Raw genomic sequence first — 18,571 nt, 5'->3', positions numbered from 1 at the left:
TGAACAGACATCGACAACCAGAGCCATCGCCTGAGAGCCACTCTCGGCTTATACTCGGCACCAAAGCCTCGTCATCAAACAGGGAGTTCAGGATGCAAAGACGTTGGTTGTCGGGATTGTGGCTATGGGTGGGCATGCTGCTACTCGCCGGCTGCTCGAGCCCGCATTATTTGCAGGTCGATCCGAAGGTCACGGCCAATATCCCCCAGGCCGGCGGTGGACAGCAGGTCACCGTCAACGCAGTGGACGGTCGCGAGTCCGAGGTGCTGGGCACCCGCAGCGGCGCTGCGATGTCGACGGCCACCATTACCGTCTATGCTCACGATGTGGTACCCAAGCTGCAAACCCAGGCCGAACAGGCCGTACGCCAGATGGGCCTGACGCCGACGACCGAGAGTGCCGAGGGACGCCCTAGCCTGACCCTCACCCTGACGCGTCTGGGTTACGAGCGCGGCGATGCCCAGCCCCTGCTCGGCAATGCGCGTCTTGAAGCGGTCTTGCAGGCCCAGGCCGTCAATGGCGGCAACACTTACACCGGCACCTATACCTCGCGGCGCGAGCAAAGCTATGCGATCCGCCCCGACCGCGAAGACAATACCCGCATGGTCAACGAGTTGCTCAGTGACGCCTTGAACCGCACCTTCCGCGACCCCGAGCTGGGCCGCTTGCTGGCCCGCTGAAAGCCTGTCGGCGAGCGCCCGTTACCAGGCGCTCGTCGATATCACACTTCTGGGCCTCGCCTCACCAATGACCAGGCGCTTTCCCGCCAGCCATTGTCCTCGGGCTCGCCATCCTCGAGATGAGTGAGTTCGAAGTTGGGGGTGAACAACCGTCGCACCTCATCGGCGTCGACACTATAGGGCGGCCCTCGGTCGTCACCCGGCGCCCGGACCAGGCTGATCAGAAGGCCGCGGGCCCCGGGAGGTATCAACTGCGCCAGGTGGAAGGCATAACGCTGCCGCGTTGCTTCGGGCAAGGCGATCAGGGCGGCACGGTCGTAGAAGGCACCGATTTCTGCCGCCTGCTCGATATGGAAGTGGAAGAAGTCACCCCCCCAGAGTTCAATGCTACCCTGGCGGTAAACATGGAAATCCCCTTGCCGGTAGCGGGATACCTCGCCCTGCCCCTCGGCGGTGAATTGCTCGATCGCCTCGAGTGATAGCTCGATGCCCAGCACCGGGTGGCCACGTTCGGCAAGATAGCGCATGTCCAGGCTCTTGCCGCACAATGGGACCAGTACCTTGGTTCCCTCGGGCACGCCGAGACACGGCCAGTATCGATGCAGCACCGGATGGGTAGCGTCGCGGTGAAAGCCGATCCGCCCCTCACGCCAGCGCGTCAGCCATTCGTTCACCACCCCGCTCTCTTCGCTCTCGCTCATGGCTACCCTCAGAACCAGCGATCGCGTTTCTTGCGCCGCTGTGGCAGATGAGGGACAAGCAGTCCCAGGACCAGCCCGGCACCGGCCACGCCACCCCCGTACATGAAGTAGCGCAACAGCAGGTCCTCTTCCTGGGTATCGAGACGCGCCTGAAGTCCCCGCATCGACTGCTGCGCGTCGCTGATCTCGCTGTCGAGTTGCTGATTGCGAGCCTCGAGTTCGGTGATGCGCTGTTCACGAATCTCCAGCGTTTCCGTCATCGCCGCGACACGACGCTCCCACTCTTCATTGATGCCCTCGAGTTCAGTGGTCAAGACATCGACCTGCTGTTCGAGTTCGGGAAGCCGCTGCCTGGCACTCGGCTGATCCTGCAATTCATTGGACAGGATCCACACGACATCGCCGTCGCCACCCTCCACCCGGCTATAGTCGCCGCTGGTCTCGAGCAGCGTGACTGGCTCACCGGCGGTCAGGGTGCCGACGATACGATACCCATCGGTGGGACCACTGCGCACAAAGGTGGTCAGTTCGTCGGATACCCAACGGGTGTTGTCGTCCACGTCTTGCGCCAACACAGGCGAGACCCATGTCGCCAACACCGCCCCTGCAAATAAGACATTGATTTTACGCATAATTCTGCCGTCTTGATAACTATCGAAAGGGCTCCATGAAACGCTGCCACACACCCGCTTGCGACCCCGGCACCTCCTGTGCCGGTGGCGTCGCGATGAGACTCGTCCCCATCCACACTTTCTGTGGATAAGTCTTGGGAAAACCGGCTGGCAAGGCTTTCGCGGATGGCGAAGCGCCTGGCACAGCTACAGATCGATTACTTTTTGATCTATCCATCATCTCGCGGCGGCCACCCCATGGGGCGTGGAAACTCCGCCACTTTGCCCTCGGCCTTGACCGCCCTGGGCGTGCCTTCGCGCTCCACTTCGTCGATGCGCACGATGGCATTCAAGGGGATGTAGCTGCGATTGACACCATCGAACGTCCGCCGCAGCTTCTCGGTGGACGGATCCACCACCAGTTTGGAGGCATCTTCGAAGACGAAGGCTTCGACCTCGATGAAACCCCACAGGTCGCTCTGGAAGATCTCGCGTGCGTAGAGCTCCCAGATCTCGCCCTGATTGTGAAACACCACTCGGTAGATGGGTTTGGACGCCATATTGACCCTGTGCTGAACGCCACTAAAACACTTGGGGAACCGAATCTGCTGTCCCCCCTCGAATTTGCAAGAATACCATAGACCCGATCCCGAAAAGCCACGCGACCGGGACGCTTTCACTCGCCATCGGTATGCCCAGCGCTTCCGGGTGCGCCTGTGCGCGATATTGAAACGCGCCCTAGCCCCATCGATAGCGGATCCGTATAATTGAGTGAAGACAATCGACTCCGGCCGTCCGGCCACGCACTCAACTTTCCTGGAACTGGTGACAAGTCGGGCGCACCACGCGCAACGACGGTATTCTTATGGCGAAGAAACTCTTCATCAAGACCCATGGCTGCCAGATGAACGAGTACGACTCCGCTCGCATGGCGGATCTGCTCGGCGAGACTCATCAGCTCGAACTGACCGACGACGAGCATGAAGCCGATGTCATTCTGCTCAACACCTGCTCGATCCGTGAGAAGGCCCAGGAGAAGGTCTTTCATCAGCTCGGCCGCTGGAAGAAGCTCAAGGAGCAGAATCCCGAGCTGGTCATCGGTGTCGGTGGCTGCGTAGCCAGCCAGGAAGGCGAGGCCCTGCGCAAGCGCGCGCCCTATGTCGACATGGTATTCGGACCGCAGACCCTGCATCGCGTCCCATCCATGCTCGACGCCCGCCAGTCGGACCAGATCTCGGTGGTCGACGTGACCTTCCCCGAGATCGAGAAGTTCGATCACTTGCCCAAGCCATCCTCGGATGGGGCCACGGCCTTCGTCTCGATCATGGAAGGTTGCTCCAAGTACTGCACCTTCTGTGTGGTGCCCTATACCCGTGGCGAGGAGGTATCGCGCCCCTTCGAGGCGGTGATGGACGAGGTCATCCACCTCGCCGACCAAGGCGTGCGCGAAATCAACCTGCTGGGCCAGAACGTCAATGCCTATCGCGGCGAGAATCGGCTCGGCGACGAAATCGACCTGGCCGAGCTGATCGCCTGCGTGGCGGCAGTGGAAGGTATCGACCGCATCCGCTTCACCACCTCGCACCCGGTGGAGTTCTCCGACAGCCTGATCGAGGCCTACGGGGAGATTCCTGAACTGGTCAGTCACCTGCATCTGCCGGTGCAGTCCGGCTCCGACCGGATCCTGGCGGCCATGAAGCGCGGCCACGGCGTCGAGGAATACGTCGACAAGCTGGAGCGCATCCGCACCCTGCGCCCCGACATCAGCTTCTCATCGGACTTCATCGTCGGCTTCCCCGGTGAGACGGAAGCCGATTTCGAAGCCACCATGGATCTCATTCACCGTATCGGCTTCGATGTCTCGTTCAGCTTCGTCTATTCGGCACGCCCCGGCACGCCCGCGGCCAGCCTTGAGGACGAGACGCCGGAGTCGGTCAAGAAACAGCGCCTGGCGATTCTCCAGGAACGCATCAACCAGCAAGCCATGCGGATCAGCCGACGCATGGTCGGCAACGTCGAACGCATTCTGGTCACCGGCTTCTCGCCCAAGGATCCGGGCCAACTCTCCGGGCGCACCGAGAACAACCGCGTGGTCAACTTCCGCGCCGCCAATCCAGCCGAGCTGATCGGCTACTTCGTCGATGTGGAAATTACCGAGGCACTTCCCAATTCCCTGCGTGGCGAGCTGGCCTCCCCCGAGTGCCATTGAGCGCCGGTTTTCCCCGGCTCGTCAGCCGGAAGCCCATGCAGGAATACACGCTTGCGGATTTCAGGCATTGCCCCGAGCCGGCTCGGGGCAGTAAGCTCACTTCATCTTACTGCAACGCACGGATCCTCTGCTCTTGAGCCAGAACAGTACTCAGGCCAATCGCATCATCACCCTGACCCTAGAACCCAATGACCCCATGCGCCTGGCCAACCTCTGCGGCCAGCGCGATGAACACCTCAAACTCGTCGAGTCGCGCCTCGGCGTGACGCTACGCAATCGTGGCAACACCTTCCAGCTCGCTGGCCCCGGCGCGCGGGTCAAGGCGGCGGCCAATGTCATCGAGCACCTCTATCGCGAAGCCGAAGCCGGCGACCTGTCACCCGATACCGTGCACCTGTTCCTGCAGGAATCCGGCCTCGAGGCGTTGGAGGAAGAAGAAGGACCGGACGACGACAGCGAAGTGCTGTTGCGCACGCCCAAGACCTTGATCAAGCCGCGCGGCTTCAACCAGCAGAGCTATGTCCAGAGCATCCGCGCCCACGATATCAATTTCGGCATCGGCCCGGCGGGTACCGGCAAGACCTATCTGGCCGTCGCCGCCGCCGTCGAGGCACTCAATCAGCAGGAAGTGCGGCGCATCCTGCTGGTGCGCCCGGCAGTGGAGGCCGGCGAGAAGCTCGGCTTTCTCCCCGGCGACCTGGCCCAGAAGATCGACCCCTATCTGCGCCCGCTCTACGATGCGCTCTACGAGATGATCGGCTTCGAGCAAGTCGGCAAGCTGATCGAGCGCCAGATCATCGAGATCGCGCCGCTGGCTTACATGCGCGGGCGCACGCTGAACAACTCCTTCATCATCCTCGACGAGAGCCAGAACACCACCCGTGAGCAGATGAAGATGTTCCTGACGCGCATCGGTTTCGGTTCCACCGCGGTAATCACCGGCGACCTGACCCAGGTCGACTTGCCACGGGGGGCCAGCTCCGGCTTGATTCAAGTACTGGAAGTCCTCAAGGACACCCCGGGGATCGGCGTGACGCATTTCGCCGCCAAGGATGTGGTGCGTCACCCCCTGGTGCAGCGCATCATCGAGGCCTACGACCACTTCGAAGCCGAAGAGGAAGCCCAGCAACGCGCTCGCAAGCAGGAACGCGAACAGCGGCGCCTCGAACAGCAGACCGCGGGACGCAGCAAGGACCAGGATGCCTCCACCGGCAATCAGGAGTCCTCCCATGGGTGACGGACCTTCGCCTCTCCCCATTGTCATCGACCGCCAGATAGCCTTGTCGAATGCTGACGAGACCCGAGCCCTGCCTGCCCGGGACACTTTGGCGCGATGGGTGGCCGAGGTACTGCGTCGCCACCCTGAGGAAAAGCGTCATGAGTTGACCGTACGCTTCGTCGACAGCGAGGAGAGTCGGACCCTGAACCGCGATTATCGTGGCAAGGACCGGCCCACCAATGTGCTGTCCTTTTCCTTCGACGCCCCCGCCGGCATCGAGCTGCCGTTGCTCGGCGACCTGGTGATCTGCCACGAGGTAGTGGTGCGGGAGGCGCACGAGCAAGACAAGTCGCTCGTCGCTCACTACGCTCATATGGTAGTGCATGGCACCTTGCATTTGCTGGGATATGACCATATCGAAGAGTCTGAAGCCGAACGCATGGAGCGACTCGAACGCGAGATTCTCGCCAGCTTCGGCATCAACGACCCATACCTGTTGACCCCACGTCCCCTTGACTCCGAGGACAAGAGACCCGACGCATGAGCGAAGACCGATCGAGCAGCCAGGGCAACAAGACCTGGCTCGAGAAGTTGTTCAGCGCCTTTTCCAGCGATACCGACGAGCCCAGCTCCCGTGACGAGTTGCTCGAATTCCTGCGCGAGGCCGGTTCGCGACTGCGTCTCGACCAGGACGCTCTGACCATTATCGAGGGCGCCCTGCAGATCAGCGATCAGCAGGTGCGCGAGGTGCTGATTCCCCGCTCTCAAGTGACCGCCATTACCATCGATCAGCCTCCGGAAGAGTACCTGCCGGTGATCCTCGAGACCGGCCATTCCCGCTACCCGGTGGTCGGCGAGAATCTCGACGAGGTGCTGGGTATCCTGCTGGTCAAGGACCTGTTGCCGCTGCTGTGCCAGAGCCAGAGCAATCGCGAATCCTTCGAGTTGAAAAGCGCACTGCGACCGGCAATGTTCGTGCCCGAGTCCAAGCGCCTCAATAGCCTGCTCAAGGAATTCCGCGACACCCACAATCACATGGCGGTGGTGGTGGATGAATACGGCGGCACCGCGGGCATCGTCACTATCGAGGACATCCTCGAACAGATCGTCGGCGATATCGAAGACGAGCACGATATCGACGAAGAAGAGGATATCCGCGCACTGGGCAACGGCAGTTACGCCATTCGCGCCCTGACCCCCATCGAAGACTTCAACGAACGCTTCGACACCGAGTTCTCGGACGATGAATTCGACACCGTCGGTGGCTTGGTGATGCAGCGCTTCGGTCATTTGCCTCGACGCGGCGAGTCTGCCGACCTCGGCAGGTGGCGCTTCACCGTGCTCAATGCCGACAATCGCCGTATCCGTCTGCTGCAGGCCGAGCAACGCCAGGATGTCACGACCCACCAGGAAGAAGGCTGAGAGACGCCGGACATCACAGCCCATTTCAAGGAACGATAATGAGTGAACTGCGTCTCACCCCCGCGCTCGGCTATCTGGTCGCCCTGCTCGCCGGCGGTCTGACCACCCTGTCCGCCTCCCCCTTCCAGCTCTGGTGGCTAGGGCCGGTGGCGGTGGGCCTGATGTACCTGGGCATTCACACCCTGACGCCCGGCCAGGCCGCCTTGAAGGGATGGTGGTACGGTGTCGGGCTGTTCGGCTCGGGCACGTCCTGGGTCTATGTCTCGATTCACGACTACGGCTACACCGGCGTGCCACTGGCGTTGTTCCTGACCGGGTTGTTCGTGGCGACCCTGGCGCTGTTCTTCGCCGCGACCCTGTGGCTCTACCGCCGCCTGACCGGCCCTCGTCTGGCGGCCCTGAGCTTCGCCGGCGCCTGGGTGCTGGGTGAAGTGCTGCGAACCTATGCCTTCACCGGCTTCCCCTGGCTGCTGCTGGGCAGTGCCCATGTGGACTCGCCGCTGGCCCCCTGGGCACCGATCGGCGGCGTCTTCGCGCTGTCCCTGATTACGGCCCTCACCGGCACCCTGGGCGTGGAATTCCTGCGTCGTCGCTGGTCCGCCGGCGCGCTCGCCGCCACCCTGTGGCTGATCCCCCTCGCACTGCCCGCTCAATGGACGACCCCATCGAACGATGGTTCGACTCGCGTGGCACTGCTGCAGGGCAACCTGCCACAGCTCATCAAGTGGACGCCCGAAGGGCAGCGCACCGCCGCCAACACCTATACCGAACTGACGCGCGCCCTGGACGATGGCGTCGATCTGATCGTATGGCCCGAAACCGCCCTGCCGATGCTCGATAACGCTGCCATGCCCGTGCTCGAGCGCATACAGGCGACCCTGGCCCCCGGCACCGCCCTGTTGACCGGCATCGTTCAACTCGACGAGCGTGATCGCTTCTTCAACAGCGTGATCGGCGTGGGAGATGTCGAAGGCGAGTATCGCAAGGAGCACTTGGTGCCCTTCGGTGAATACCTGCCTCTGGAAAGCTTGCTGCGTGGCCTGATCACCTTCTTCGACCTGCCCATGTCGAGCTTCTCCGCCGGCGAGGAAGACCCGGCACCGATCCATGCCGCAGGCCTCAGTATCGGCAGCGCCATTTGCTACGAGATCGTCTATCCCGATCTGGTGGCCAACCGGGCGCGCGATGCCGACATCCTGCTGACGGTGTCCAATGACACCTGGTTCGGCGCCTCCATTGGCCCCTTGCAACACCTGCAGATGGCCCGTTTGCGAGCGCTGGAGAATGGCCGCTACGTGATGCGGGCCACCAGCAACGGCATCACGGTGATCATCGACCCACAGGGTAACGTCACCACGCGGGCCCCGCAGTTCGAGACGACCGGCATCACCGGCGAGGTCCAGGCCATGCAGGGCACCACGCCTTTTACCCGGACCGGCAGCTGGCCCGCCTGGGTGCTGGCCGCCCTGCTGGTGGTGCCGGGGATAAGATGGAAGAAGAAAGAGATAAGAAAGAAGAGATAAGAAGGAAGAATAATGGCGTTAGATATCGAGTTGCAATGCAAAGAGCCCGCCATGGCGGGCTCTTCCGGTTCTTCTTCCCTCTTCCTACTTCTCTCTTGCTTCTACCTACTCCCCGCTTGCTTCTTTCTGCTCGCCTTCTTCATCATCTTCGTCGGGTTGAGCCGGTTCCTCCGGCACAGGCGGCACTTCGCCAAGCACTTCGGGAATGGTCTGACACACGTAGCGTCCCGGCGCCGGCTCCAACAAGGGCAGCTCGCCATCACCAGGTTGGCGGGCAGCTACCAGCTTGGCAGGATCGGCATACCTGTTGTCGGTCATCCACGACTGCCAGTGTGGCCACCAGGACCCTTCGTTGAAGGTCGCGCCCTCCAACCATTCATCCGGCTCGGGCGGTAGCGCATCGTTGGTCCAGTAACCGTACTTGTTCCGGTATGGCGGATTGACGATGCCTGCGATATGCCCGGAGCCGCCCAACACGAAGGTCACCGGCCCCTTGGGCAGTTGGGTACCGCCATAAGTGCTGTTCCACTTGGCGATGTGATCGTCACGGGTCGAGACGAAGTAGCTCGGCGTGGAGATCTTGCGCAGATCGATCTTGACCCCGTCGAGCTCGATGCCGCCGGGCTCGATCAGGCGGTTTTCCAGATACATATGACGCATGTACCAGCCATGGGTGCCGGCCGGCAGGTTGGTACCGTCGGTGTTCCAGTACAGCAGGTCGAAGGGCGCGGGAGTCTCGCCCTTCAGATAGTTGCTGATATAGAACGACCAGAACAGGTCGTTCTCACGCAGCAGGTTGAAGGAGAAGGCCATGACTCGGCCGTCGAGATAGCCATCGGCCTTCAGTTGCCTCTCCAGCCCCTGCAGCACCGTCTCGGTGAGGAAAACGCCGATCTCGCCAGGATCGCTGAAATCCTGCAACGTCGCCATGTAGGTTACCGAACGCACCTTGCGGCCGCGACGCGTGCTGGTCAGGTAAGCGACCGTCGTCGCTGCCAGGGTACCACCGATACAGTAGCTCATCAGATTGACCGACTTTTCGCCACACGCCTGCTCGATGGCGTCCATGGACGCGATGGGCCCCAGCTGCATGTAGTCGGCCCAGGTCAGGTCACGCTGTTCGGGCCCGGGGTTGCGCCAGGAGATCAGGAATACCGTGTGGCCCTGATCGACCAACCACTTGACCAACGAGTTGTCCTCGCGCAGGTCGAGGATGTAGTACTTGTTGATCCAGGGTGGTATGACCAGCAACGGCGTCTTGAAAACCTTTTCGGTGGTCGGACGATACTGGATCAATTGAATCAGTTCGTTCTCATAGACCACCTCCCCCGGGGTAACGGCGATATTCTCGCCGATGCGGAAGGCAGTGCGATCGGTCATGGCGACATTGAGGCCATCCGCCGAGTTGGCCAAGTCCTCGCGCAGCCGGTTCAGGCCATCGATCAGGTTCTGTCCCTTGGTTTCCAGGGTCAGGCGCATCACTTCCGGATTGGTGGACACGAAATTGGATGGCGCCATGGCGCTCACGCATTGACGTGCATAGAAGGCCAGGTTGCGCTTCTGGTCCTCGGGAAGATTGTCCAGGTTCGAGATCAGCTCATCCACCAGGCGAGCAAACAGCAGATACTGCTGCAGAATGGCGGAATAGAAGGGGTCGTCGTACCAGGCTTCGTCCTTGAAACGACGATCCTGACGCTCCGGCTCGACCAGCGGAGGAACCTTCTCACCCGCCAGGGCCCGCATGCCGTGCTGCCATAGCAGCGCCTGGTCCTGCGCAAGCCGCATCTGGGCACCATAGAGTGCCTGGGGATTGTGTGCCAAGGCTTCCAGTCCGGCCTGGAAGGTGTCACGCATATCGGCGTAGACCGTCTTGCCCGCTTCGCTGGGCAACATGCGTGCCAGCATCTCCTGCATCAGGACTTGATATTCCCGACCGATGGCGTCGAGTTGTTGTGCCCACTCTTCCATATCGGCCTGTGATGGCTGCTGAAAACCTGGCTGCATTGGCCCCTCCTCTGTAGTACGGCAACGTCACCGCGATAACATAAGCGCCTGGTGGCAGTATAAGGCAAGCGCTGTTTGTTGAGACAAACGCTATCCCCAAGCATCGTCACGGAGGCTTGGGGATCGCGTCTGGCAAGCATGACGGGGCCGGTGGTCCGGCCGGCCCCCGCTGTCTCAAGGGTTCTTGCGTGTTGACGACTGGCTGGACGTCTTGGCTGGCTCTGCCTTGGCGGCCGGTTCCGCTTTGGCTGCCGACTCCGCTTTTGCCGCTGCTGGTGCGGCCTTGGCGGCCGATTCCGCTTTGGCTGGTGCGGCCTTGGCCGCCGGTTCCGCCTTGGGCGCGCTGGTAATATCGGCTGCTTGTTCTGCAGCCTGCTGCCCCGCATCGGCGAAGAGCTTTTCCATCTCGCTCTTGAACTGCAGGCTCAGCTCGGTCATGGCCCGCGCGTCCTCGAGCATCTGCTTGGACAGCTCGTTCATGGTCTCGGCCTGACGGGTACCGAAATCCCTCAGGCCCTCGGCGTCCTGGATTTCACTGACATCGCGCATGCGTTCGGTGCCCAACTGGCTGTAGCGCTTCATCGACTCGAGCTGGTAGTGAGTCATCTTTTCCATGTTGTCCAGCATCAAGCTATTGAGCTTGCGCATCGGTTCGAAGAAGCTGCGCGTCTGTTCGGTGAAGGTATTGAACATCTTGTCTTGCATGACAGATTCCTCCAGGTGAGTCGGGATCAAGGCAGCACAGACACTACTTTGCTGCACTGCACAAAGAGTAGTCTGCCAGCGTCTTGGTTGCAATACGATGACGAGACAAAAGCTTGATCGGCATCATCTGGCGGAGCATCGACAGCAATATGCCCGACTGCCGGGTCTGGTCATGACTTGCGCTTGGTGCGCGAGCTGGCACTGGCCGGCCCGGTGTTCTGCTTCTGCGAGGTCGAACCACTCTTGGCCTCTTCCTGCTCGCTCGACGTCGAAGCGGGATTGACATTGGAAGCCTGGCGCAGCATGTCCAGCATCATCTGCTGATAGTTGCCGAAGCTGGCCAGGCTATCCTTGAAGAATGGCTGCTGCGTGAAGGGCTGCTGCTGGAGGAAGGGCTGCAGCAGGCTCATGGGGTCATACCCTTCGACACCGGCTTCCATCTGCTGCTGGATCCGCGACATCAGTTCCTGCTGAAAGGCTTCCACATCGGGCAAGCCCAAGGCCTGACGAAACTCGGCGGGTGTGAGGTCGAATTCGACGTTTATCTTCATAGGAAAGGCTCGACTGGGGGACTTGCCCCCAGTGTAGCAGTACACTTGCGTGAAAAGCGCCTTCAGCTCAGCCGCGGGGTCGTGACCTGGACACCGGCGTTCTGGCCCCGATGCCGTAACAGATGATCCATCAGGGTCAAGGCCATCATGGCCTCGGCGATCGGCGTGGCGCGGATACCGACACAGGGATCGTGGCGTCCTTTGGTCACCACCTCGACCGGATTGCCCTCGATATCGATGGATCGGCCCGGCAAGGTGATGCTCGACGTCGGCTTGAGCGCCAGATGGGCAACGATCGGCTGTCCCGAAGCAATGCCTCCCAGCACGCCACCGGCGTGGTTGGAGAGGAAGCCGTCGGGGGTCAGCTCGTCGCGATGCTCGCTGCCGCGCTGGGCCACTGCGGCGAAACCATCGCCGATCTCCACTCCCTTGACCGCGTTGATACTCATCAAGCCATGCGCCAGTTCGGCATCCAGGCGGTCGAAGACCGGCTCGCCGAGGCCGACAGGCACCCCTTCGGCGACGACCGTGATCCTGGCCCCGACCGAATCCTGATCGCGGCGCAACTGGTCCATGAAGGCTTCGAGTGCCGGTAGCTTGTCCGGGTCCGGGCAGAAGAAGGCATTGTCGTCGACCGCTTCCCAGCTCTTGAATTCAATGGCGATCGGCCCGAGTTGGCTCATGTAGCCGCGCACCCGGATGCCCTGACCAGCCAGGTACTTCTTGGCAATGGCCCCGGCGGCCACGCGCATGGCGGTCTCGCGGGCGCTGGAACGACCGCCGCCGCGATAATCGCGTACTCCATACTTGTGGTGATAGGTATAGTCGGCATGCGCGGGCCGGAATCGATCCTTGATCTGCGAATAGTCCTTGGAGCGCTGGTCGGTATTCTCGATCAGCAGACCGATGGGGGTCCCCGTGGTCATTCCTTCGAACACACCCGAGAGAATCCGCACCCGGTCCGGCTCGCGACGCTGGGTCGTATGCCGCGACGTGCCCGGGCGACGCCGGTCGAGATCGTACTGCAGGTCGGCCTCGCTCAGGGCGAGCCCCGGCGGACACCCGTCGACGACTGCTCCCAGTGCCGGGCCATGGCTCTCGCCGAAGGTGGTGACAGTAAACAGCTTGCCGAAGGTATTGCCGGACATGGGGGGTTCCTCAAGGCTCTCGAGACAGGGACTCAGGCGAAAGACGCTGCATGGGCGTCGAGTTCTTGGGCAGTCAACGCGAAGACCCCATGGCCACCGCGTTCGAACTCCAGCCACAGGAAAGGCACTTCGGGAAAGGCTGCCTCCAGATGACGGTCCGAGTTGCCGACCTCGACGATCAACACCCCGTGATCGCTAAGATGGCCACGGGCCTCGCGCAGGATCCGGCGCACGACATCCAGTCCATCCTCGCCCGCCCCCAGCGCCAGGGAGGGCTCATGCTGGAACTCGACCGGCATGGTGGCCAGGTCTCGCGCATCCACATAGGGCGGATTGGAGACGATCAGGTCGTAGCGTTGCCCTGCCACGCCATTGAACACGTCAGAGTGCACGGCGCGAACCCTGGCGCCGACATCGTGGCGGCTGATATTGGCCTTGGCAACGTCCAGGGCAGCGGTGCTGATATCGGCCAGATCCACCTCGGCAGTCGGCAGGTGAAGGGCGGTGGCAATGCCGATGCAGCCCGACCCGCAGCACATGTCGAGAACCCGCGCCGGTGGCTCATCGGCGAACCAGGCGGCGAAACCGTGCTCGATCAGTTCGGCGATCGGCGAGCGTGGGATCAATACCCGCTCGTCGACGTTGAACGGAAAGCCGGCGAAGAACGCCTCGCCGAGCAGATAGGGCAAGGGTTGCCGTGTTTCGATGCGGGCCCTGACCAACGCCACGATCCGTTCGCGTTCCATGGGCAACAATCGCGCCTCGAGCACCGCCGGGTCGATATCCCAAGGCAGATGCAGGGCACCCAGGGTGAGGGCGACCGCCTCGTCCCAGGGAGAGTCGGTACCATGGCCATAATGCAGGCCATGGGCATGGAATTCACTGGTCGCCCAGCGCAGGCAGTCGCGAAGACTGATCAAGGCCGCGGCGATTTCGCTATCAGCCAGGGTCAAGGTCGTAACGACATCGGGTCGGGAAACGGACACGCGGCATCCTTGGTTGGTGACGACAAGACAGTAATTGTAACCGCCTGCGTCCCCCCTTCACCAGTCATCATCGGCCACTAAGGAAGCGCTGACTAAATCGACGAGCGGCATCAAGCGCAAGGCGCCCGGAGCACAGGAACCGGAGCCTATGGGGTATAGGTGAGGATTCCGCGCACCGCGCAACGCAGCGATTGAGCTGCGCAGGCATTTATTCAGTGCTTCCTTCAGGTTCCCCCCGGCTGCGTAGGCGTTATACTAGGGCGCGTTCAACGCCATACACTCGCGATGCCGCCGGTATCCGTGATCGTGATAGAGAGATCGCCCATGAGCCGCCGAGGAGGCCAGACAAGTGACGACGACATCGGCGCATTTCGCCGGGCCCTCGAAGATGCCGGCGTCAAGCGTCTGACTGTCAATCGCGCCAACCCCGGCAAGCCGCGCAACAAGCAGCAGGCGGCCATGACCGAAAGACGCGCCGCTGCCACGGCCGCGGCCTCGACCCAACTCGTGAGCCACGCCTCGGACGGTCGTGTCGAGGCCGTTCGCCCTTCCGAATTCCTCGATTTCGCCGTGACCGACCTGCCCTATCGCACCCATACGCAGTTGAAACGCGGGCGCATTCCCTGGGAAGCGGGACTCGATCTCCACGGTTACAACCTTGACGAGGCCCGGACCGAGCTGGAGCGTTTTCTCCACGACGCCGCAGCCAATCGTGCCCGCTGCGTGCTGATCGTGCATGGCAAGTCTCGCAGTAGCACCAACAGCGGCCTGACCGACTACCCGGTGATCAAGAGTCACGTCAACGCCTGGCTACGTGAATGGCCGAGCGTACTCGCCTTCTGCTCGGCGCGCGAGCCGGACGGCGGTACCGGTGCCGTCTATGTCCTGCTTCGGCGACGCCCCTCAGGCACTCCCTTTCCCTGAGACACTGTCTCCCGAGGCCGGGATTCCCGGCTGGACGGTCACTGCCTCGACCGTCGGGTGCACGACCCCCGGCCGCCCTTCGTAGCGATCCAGCGCCTGGATCGCCAAGTGTCGCCCCAGCTTGATCAACGACTCGGCGCGATGGAACTCGTAGGCACCACACACCGTCTTGGGAATCTCGATCAACACATCCGGCGGATAGCCCGCCACCTTGTACTTGGCCAACGCCGCCTGGGTGATATCGAACGACGCCAGCATCATGTCGAGCTTGCTCCAGGCGCGTTGCTTGGCGACCTGCTCGCTGTCATCGGCCGCCGCATCCTCGTCACCGAAGTTCGAGAACATGCGCTGCGCCTGCTCACGCACGCCATTGATCCAAGAGCCGAAGCCCTTGCCCTGGGCTTCCAGGGCCTGTTCGCGCGCCTGCTCCGCCGCGGCATCCCCCGGCGGCAACAGGTCTTCCAGGCTGACCGGGTGGGGGCTGTGGGCCGTGACATTGACCGCCAGCACCATGTCGGCATGCGCCGCGACGGTAGGAATGATCGGCAGAGGGTTCATCAGGCCACCATCGACCAGTATCTGCTCGCCGATATGCACCGGGGTGATGATCCCCGGCACCGCAATGGAGGCCCGGATGGCCTGCAGCAGCGAGCCACTCTGAAACCATACCTCGCGCTGTCGCACCAGATCGGTGGCCACGGTGGTCACCGGGATCGCCAGTTCCTCCATCTGCATATCGCCGATCAGACTCTCGAGCTTGCTCATCACCTTGCTGGCACGCATGGCCCCCATTGGGCTCCAGGTCACATCGACGAGCTTGAGCACATCGAAGTAATCGAGCTTGCACACCCAGTTGCGGTATCCTTCCAGCATTCCCGCAGCGTACACGCCGCCCACCAGGGCCCCCATGGAACAGCCTGAAATCACCACGACCTCATAGCCACGCGCCTCGAGTTCGTCGATCACCCCGATATGCGCATACCCGCGCGCGCCGCCGCTGCCCAGCACCAGCGCCACTCGCCTGTTGGCATCATGCTTGTTCGCCACGAGACCACCTTCATCCATCGTCTTGCCAGCGCGCCATTACCGCCGCCACGCCTTCGACCGCCGCCGCCTCCAGATGCAAATGGTGTCCCCCCGGCAATACTTCCCGCGTCAGACCGACCATTGTCCGACGCGCCAACGCCGCCATCGGGCGTTCGCCGAGAATCCCCGTTTCGCCCTCGACCAACAGGGTGGGAGCCTTGATGGCCTGCAGAATTCCCACCATCTGCTCGGGGCAGAAGCGCACCATCGAAGGGCGCAGCAGACGACCATCGGTGCGTAATCGCACGTGGCCATTTTCCAGGGATTCGACATTACGCTGCACCAGCGGCAGCGCCGTATCGAAGTCCAGCGGCGTCACCCCTCCTGCCACTCGAGCGGCAACCGCAGCCTCAATATCAGGATAGCGCGGCGCCGGCGAGACACGACGCCGATGTCCGAGCAATCCCTTGCGCAATTGCTCGGCGGTGTCCTCTGCCGGCGTCGTCAAGGTTCCCAGGCCATCGATCAGCAACAGTCGCTCGACCCGCTCGGGCAACGCTGCCGCGACCAGGCAGGCCACGCCAGCCCCCATGGAATGAGCCAACAACGTGGCCTGCTCCAGCTTCAGGCTTTCCAGAGCGTCGAGCACATCGTGGGAATAATCCCAGATGGCATAATCGGTGCCGGGAGGGTGGCGGCGTGACAGCCCATGACCCGCGAAATCGAACGCCACGATCCGGATTCCCAGATGTTCGACCAACAGAGGCGCCAGCCGTGAAAAACTGGCAGCGTTGTCCAACCAGCCATGCAACGCCAACCAGGTTGGAGCCGTCTCGTCGCCCCAGGCCAGCGCCGCCAGGCGATCGCCCAACATCAGGGCACGGGGATCGCTCATGATGTCTCGTCCAGCAGGGAGGCAAGGGTGGCCAGCAAGGCCCGGCGCGCGCTGTCGGGATGCTCCATGGGAAACATATGACCACCGGGCACCACCCCGACTCTCACACCATACCGCTGCAACCGGCGGCGACGACGTGGCGTGATCAGGTCGGACTCGTCCCCGGCCAGCAAGGCCAGTGGTACCTCGAGGCGCGCCGGCAAGCCATGCAGATGATCGGGAAGGTGCCGAAAGATCGCCACCTCGACTGTCGGGTCGAAGACCAGCTCCGCGCGGCCATCATCCAATTCGCGGGTACTGCCCTCGACATAGTCGCGCAAGGCGTCATCGGTGAAGCGCCGGAATAGGCTTCGGCGACGCAGGTAGTTCCCCATGGCATCACGGTCGGGCCACACCGACCTTCGCCGCTTGCTCTTGCCTGCCGGGGTGACTCGATCGACCAGCCCCAGCCCCTTGGCCGCCTTCATGGCCCAGGCATCCAGTCCCAGCATCAACGGCGGATCCAGGACCACCACACAGCGAAAATATTGTGGGGCCACGTCGGCAGCCATGGCCATCAGCACGCCGCCCATGGAATGTCCGACACCGATCACGGGTGTCTGGAACGCCGCCAGCCGCGACAACAGCTCGTCGCGCAAGCGCAACCAGTTGGGCCCCACCGGATAGTCGGGATGATGCCCCAGGCGATCCAGCGGGTGAATGTCGAAACGGCTGGACAGCGGCGCCAGGAAGCTGCGATAGCTGGCACCGGTGAAGCCATTGGCATGGGCGAAGACCAGTCGGTCGCGTTTCTCGGCGGTAGGCATGGTAAATCCATCTTGAAACCATTGGCGGCCATGGCGCTTGCTTGGCGATAGCCATAGCAGGCTAACGAGCTTACCATCTAACCATAATCGTTTCGCCAGCCAATTGAAACGCTTGTTTCACAGTCTGCCGCTGGCCCCGCAGGGAGTCATCCGTGTCCAAGTCCCGCCCCCCTCGCGATACCCGGCTACGCAACCGCCTGTTCTTCGCTACCGTTATCGCGGCGGTGATCGTCGGTTTGTGGTTGGCGAGATGAAAAAAGGGGCAGCAGCCCCGCCGGCAGGTTCGGGTAGCGCACCGCGATATCGCGCTGGCGCGGAGCGACTCCTGGGCAGGAAGCGATGGATTGGGACCACGGTACGAGGATGCTGGCTATTCTCGGTCTCGATACTTGGCGTACATGTTTCTTGCCCGATTGAGGTGCTGGAACATGGTTTCGCGGGCCGCCTCGGCATCCCGGGCCAGAATGGCTTCGAGGATATAGGCGTGCTCTTCCTGGACACGCTCGATATAACGCTCCGATGCCGCCGGATTGATATCGATGCTGAGCAACTTGGCACGAGGAATGACGCTCTGGTTCAACTGCTCGTAGAAGCTCTTGAAGAAGGGATTCTTGGTCGCCCTGGCAATGGCATAGTGGAACTCATAATCCTCGACACGGGCCTGGGACTTCTCGGCATGCGCCTGGATGAATGCTTGGTGTCGGGCTTCCAGCTCCTGACGGTCCTCGTCATCGTGACGAAGGGCCGCCAACTCGGCCGCGGCAGGTTCGAGGGTCAAACGCAGTTCGAGGACATGCAGGATATCCTCCACCGTGGTCGGGTTGATGCGTTCCGCCGGCCTCGCCTCGATCGTCGTCGAGCGCAGCACCGTGGTACCGACTCCCCGGCGGGTCTCGACCAGCCCCAGTGACTTGAGATGCGTAATGGCTTCACGGATCACCGTGCGGCTGACGCCGAAGGAGTCGCACAGGCTGTTTTCGGTCGGCAACTTATTGCCGACGGGAACTTTCCCTTGGGTGATCAAGGCTTCGAGCTGGTCCGCCACATGCAGGGAAAGACTCCCCTGCCGCGGTACCTTCTGCACATCGAGCCGTGTGCTTTCCACTGACATATCCGCATCCTTAGCCATAAAAAACATACCCCGCCAAAAAGCATGACTTT

Annotated in this window: 18 protein-coding genes and 1 pseudogene; 7 read left to right on the top strand and 12 right to left on the bottom strand. The window is 62.2% G+C overall.

Going from position 1 to position 18,571, the window contains the following annotated elements; translation table 11 throughout:
• The first annotated feature begins 92 nt into the window (after window positions 1-92).
• Complete coding sequence (locus ACFOEV_RS05260; RefSeq protein ID WP_386772089.1) at window positions 93-680, top strand: YajG family lipoprotein; 588 nt, start codon at window positions 93-95, stop codon at window positions 678-680.
• A gap of 41 nt (window positions 681-721) precedes the next feature.
• Here the strand turns inward: ACFOEV_RS05260 and ACFOEV_RS05255 are convergent, their stop codons facing one another.
• The 3 genes from ACFOEV_RS05255 to ACFOEV_RS05245 all read right to left on the bottom strand — a co-directional run bounded on the left by ACFOEV_RS05255 (window position 722) and on the right by ACFOEV_RS05245 (window position 2,552).
• Window positions 722-1,381 carry a thiopurine S-methyltransferase gene (locus tag ACFOEV_RS05255; protein ID WP_386772088.1) on the bottom strand — a complete coding sequence of 220 codons (660 nt, stop codon included), beginning with the start codon at window positions 1,379-1,381 and terminating at the stop codon, window positions 722-724.
• An 8-nt stretch (window positions 1,382-1,389) separates the two neighbouring features.
• On the bottom strand, window positions 1,390-2,013 hold the full coding sequence (locus ACFOEV_RS05250) for a TIGR04211 family SH3 domain-containing protein (RefSeq protein WP_386772087.1): 624 nt from the start codon (window positions 2,011-2,013) through the stop codon (window positions 1,390-1,392).
• A gap of 209 nt (window positions 2,014-2,222) precedes the next feature.
• A complete protein-coding gene (locus ACFOEV_RS05245) occupies window positions 2,223-2,552 on the bottom strand; it encodes a DUF1820 family protein (RefSeq protein WP_386772086.1) in 330 nt (109 codons plus the stop codon).
• Window positions 2,553-2,857: 305 nt separating this feature from the next.
• On the opposite strand from ACFOEV_RS05245, the gene miaB reads away from it, so the two are divergent.
• The 5 genes from miaB (at window position 2,858) to lnt (ending at window position 8,365) form a co-directional block, all read left to right on the top strand.
• A complete protein-coding gene (gene miaB / locus ACFOEV_RS05240) occupies window positions 2,858-4,201 on the top strand; it encodes a tRNA (N6-isopentenyl adenosine(37)-C2)-methylthiotransferase MiaB (RefSeq protein WP_386772085.1) in 1,344 nt (447 codons plus the stop codon).
• A 133-nt stretch (window positions 4,202-4,334) separates the two neighbouring features.
• Entirely contained in the window at window positions 4,335-5,438 is a 1,104-nt protein-coding gene (locus ACFOEV_RS05235) for a PhoH family protein (protein ID WP_386772084.1), read from the top strand.
• Window positions 5,431-5,964, top strand: a complete 534-nt coding sequence (gene ybeY, locus ACFOEV_RS05230; RefSeq protein ID WP_386772083.1) for an rRNA maturation RNase YbeY — start codon at window positions 5,431-5,433, stop codon at window positions 5,962-5,964. Before ACFOEV_RS05235 ends, ybeY begins: the two co-directional genes overlap by 8 nt.
• Entirely contained in the window at window positions 5,961-6,842 is an 882-nt protein-coding gene (locus tag ACFOEV_RS05225) for an HlyC/CorC family transporter (RefSeq protein ID WP_386772082.1), read from the top strand. Before ybeY ends, ACFOEV_RS05225 begins: the two co-directional genes overlap by 4 nt.
• 38 nt (window positions 6,843-6,880) lie before the next feature.
• Window positions 6,881-8,365, top strand: a complete 1,485-nt coding sequence (gene lnt / locus ACFOEV_RS05220) for an apolipoprotein N-acyltransferase (RefSeq protein WP_386772081.1) — start codon at window positions 6,881-6,883, stop codon at window positions 8,363-8,365.
• Between the two features lie 105 nt (window positions 8,366-8,470).
• On the opposite strand, the gene phaC is transcribed toward lnt, so the two are convergent.
• From phaC to prmB, 5 genes and pseudogenes are all read right to left on the bottom strand, one after another.
• Window positions 8,471-10,369, bottom strand: coding sequence for a class I poly(R)-hydroxyalkanoic acid synthase (phaC, locus tag ACFOEV_RS05215; protein ID WP_386772080.1), 1,899 nt, complete (start codon window positions 10,367-10,369; stop codon window positions 8,471-8,473).
• Window positions 10,370-10,678: 309 nt separating this feature from the next.
• Window positions 10,679-11,074 (bottom strand): annotated as a pseudogene (locus tag ACFOEV_RS05210) (phasin family protein); the annotation flags it as partial.
• 170 nt (window positions 11,075-11,244) lie between these two features.
• Complete coding sequence (locus ACFOEV_RS05205) at window positions 11,245-11,625, bottom strand: hypothetical protein (protein ID WP_386772079.1); 381 nt, start codon at window positions 11,623-11,625, stop codon at window positions 11,245-11,247.
• Window positions 11,626-11,687: 62 nt separating this feature from the next.
• Window positions 11,688-12,773: a chorismate synthase gene (gene aroC / locus ACFOEV_RS05200; protein WP_386772078.1), complete on the bottom strand. Its 1,086-nt coding sequence runs from the start codon at window positions 12,771-12,773 to the stop codon at window positions 11,688-11,690.
• Between the two features lie 32 nt (window positions 12,774-12,805).
• Window positions 12,806-13,759, bottom strand: a complete 954-nt coding sequence (gene prmB / locus ACFOEV_RS05195; protein ID WP_386772077.1) for a 50S ribosomal protein L3 N(5)-glutamine methyltransferase — start codon at window positions 13,757-13,759, stop codon at window positions 12,806-12,808.
• A 324-nt stretch (window positions 13,760-14,083) separates the two neighbouring features.
• Between prmB and ACFOEV_RS05190 the strand changes: the two genes are divergently transcribed.
• Window positions 14,084-14,683 (top strand): Smr/MutS family protein, encoded by a 600-nt coding sequence (locus tag ACFOEV_RS05190; RefSeq protein WP_386772076.1) that lies wholly within the window; start codon window positions 14,084-14,086, stop codon window positions 14,681-14,683.
• Here the strand turns inward: ACFOEV_RS05190 and ACFOEV_RS05185 are convergent.
• From ACFOEV_RS05185 to ACFOEV_RS05170, 4 genes are all read right to left on the bottom strand, one after another.
• Window positions 14,663-15,748, bottom strand: coding sequence for a patatin-like phospholipase family protein (locus tag ACFOEV_RS05185; RefSeq protein WP_386772075.1), 1,086 nt, complete (start codon window positions 15,746-15,748; stop codon window positions 14,663-14,665). The genes ACFOEV_RS05190 and ACFOEV_RS05185 overlap by 21 nt on opposite strands.
• On the bottom strand, window positions 15,741-16,604 hold the full coding sequence (locus ACFOEV_RS05180; protein WP_386772074.1) for an alpha/beta hydrolase: 864 nt from the start codon (window positions 16,602-16,604) through the stop codon (window positions 15,741-15,743). The genes ACFOEV_RS05185 and ACFOEV_RS05180 overlap by 8 nt, the downstream gene beginning before the upstream one ends.
• On the bottom strand, window positions 16,601-17,410 hold the full coding sequence (locus tag ACFOEV_RS05175) for an alpha/beta fold hydrolase (RefSeq protein WP_386772073.1): 810 nt from the start codon (window positions 17,408-17,410) through the stop codon (window positions 16,601-16,603). Before ACFOEV_RS05175 ends, ACFOEV_RS05180 begins: the two co-directional genes overlap by 4 nt.
• A 370-nt stretch (window positions 17,411-17,780) precedes the next feature.
• Complete coding sequence (locus tag ACFOEV_RS05170; protein WP_386772072.1) at window positions 17,781-18,521, bottom strand: FadR/GntR family transcriptional regulator; 741 nt, start codon at window positions 18,519-18,521, stop codon at window positions 17,781-17,783.
• Window positions 18,522-18,571 lie beyond the last annotated feature (50 nt).

Origin of the sequence: Litchfieldella rifensis (assembly GCF_042646605.1) — a bacterium.
Lineage (GTDB): Bacteria > Pseudomonadota > Gammaproteobacteria > Pseudomonadales > Halomonadaceae > Litchfieldella > Litchfieldella rifensis.
Note: the sequence above shows the minus strand (reverse complement) of the source record. Positions and strands in the feature narration are given on the sequence as shown.

Excerpts from the sequence above, each read along its gene's own strand:
- aroC (WP_386772078.1), bottom strand. The coding sequence starts at position 12,773 with ATGTCCGGCAATACCTTCGGCAAGCTGTTTACTGTCACCACCTTCGGC.
- ACFOEV_RS05255 (WP_386772088.1), bottom strand. The coding sequence starts at position 1,381 with ATGAGCGAGAGCGAAGAGAGCGGGGTGGTGAACGAATGGCTGACGCGC.
- ACFOEV_RS05245 (WP_386772086.1), bottom strand. The coding sequence starts at position 2,552 with ATGGCGTCCAAACCCATCTACCGAGTGGTGTTTCACAATCAGGGCGAG.
- ACFOEV_RS05225 (WP_386772082.1), top strand. The coding sequence starts at position 5,961 with ATGAGCGAAGACCGATCGAGCAGCCAGGGCAACAAGACCTGGCTCGAG.
- miaB (WP_386772085.1), top strand. The coding sequence starts at position 2,858 with ATGGCGAAGAAACTCTTCATCAAGACCCATGGCTGCCAGATGAACGAG.
- ACFOEV_RS05205 (WP_386772079.1), bottom strand. The coding sequence starts at position 11,625 with ATGAAGATAAACGTCGAATTCGACCTCACACCCGCCGAGTTTCGTCAG.
- ACFOEV_RS05250 (WP_386772087.1), bottom strand. The coding sequence starts at position 2,013 with ATGCGTAAAATCAATGTCTTATTTGCAGGGGCGGTGTTGGCGACATGG.
- ACFOEV_RS05180 (WP_386772074.1), bottom strand. The coding sequence starts at position 16,604 with ATGAGCGATCCCCGTGCCCTGATGTTGGGCGATCGCCTGGCGGCGCTG.
- ybeY (WP_386772083.1), top strand. The coding sequence starts at position 5,431 with ATGGGTGACGGACCTTCGCCTCTCCCCATTGTCATCGACCGCCAGATA.
- phaC (WP_386772080.1), bottom strand. The coding sequence starts at position 10,369 with ATGCAGCCAGGTTTTCAGCAGCCATCACAGGCCGATATGGAAGAGTGG.
- lnt (WP_386772081.1), top strand. The coding sequence starts at position 6,881 with ATGAGTGAACTGCGTCTCACCCCCGCGCTCGGCTATCTGGTCGCCCTG.
- ACFOEV_RS05170 (WP_386772072.1), bottom strand. The coding sequence starts at position 18,521 with ATGTCAGTGGAAAGCACACGGCTCGATGTGCAGAAGGTACCGCGGCAG.
- ACFOEV_RS05175 (WP_386772073.1), bottom strand. The coding sequence starts at position 17,410 with ATGCCTACCGCCGAGAAACGCGACCGACTGGTCTTCGCCCATGCCAAT.
- ACFOEV_RS05190 (WP_386772076.1), top strand. The coding sequence starts at position 14,084 with ATGAGCCGCCGAGGAGGCCAGACAAGTGACGACGACATCGGCGCATTT.
- ACFOEV_RS05260 (WP_386772089.1), top strand. The coding sequence starts at position 93 with ATGCAAAGACGTTGGTTGTCGGGATTGTGGCTATGGGTGGGCATGCTG.
- ACFOEV_RS05185 (WP_386772075.1), bottom strand. The coding sequence starts at position 15,748 with ATGGATGAAGGTGGTCTCGTGGCGAACAAGCATGATGCCAACAGGCGA.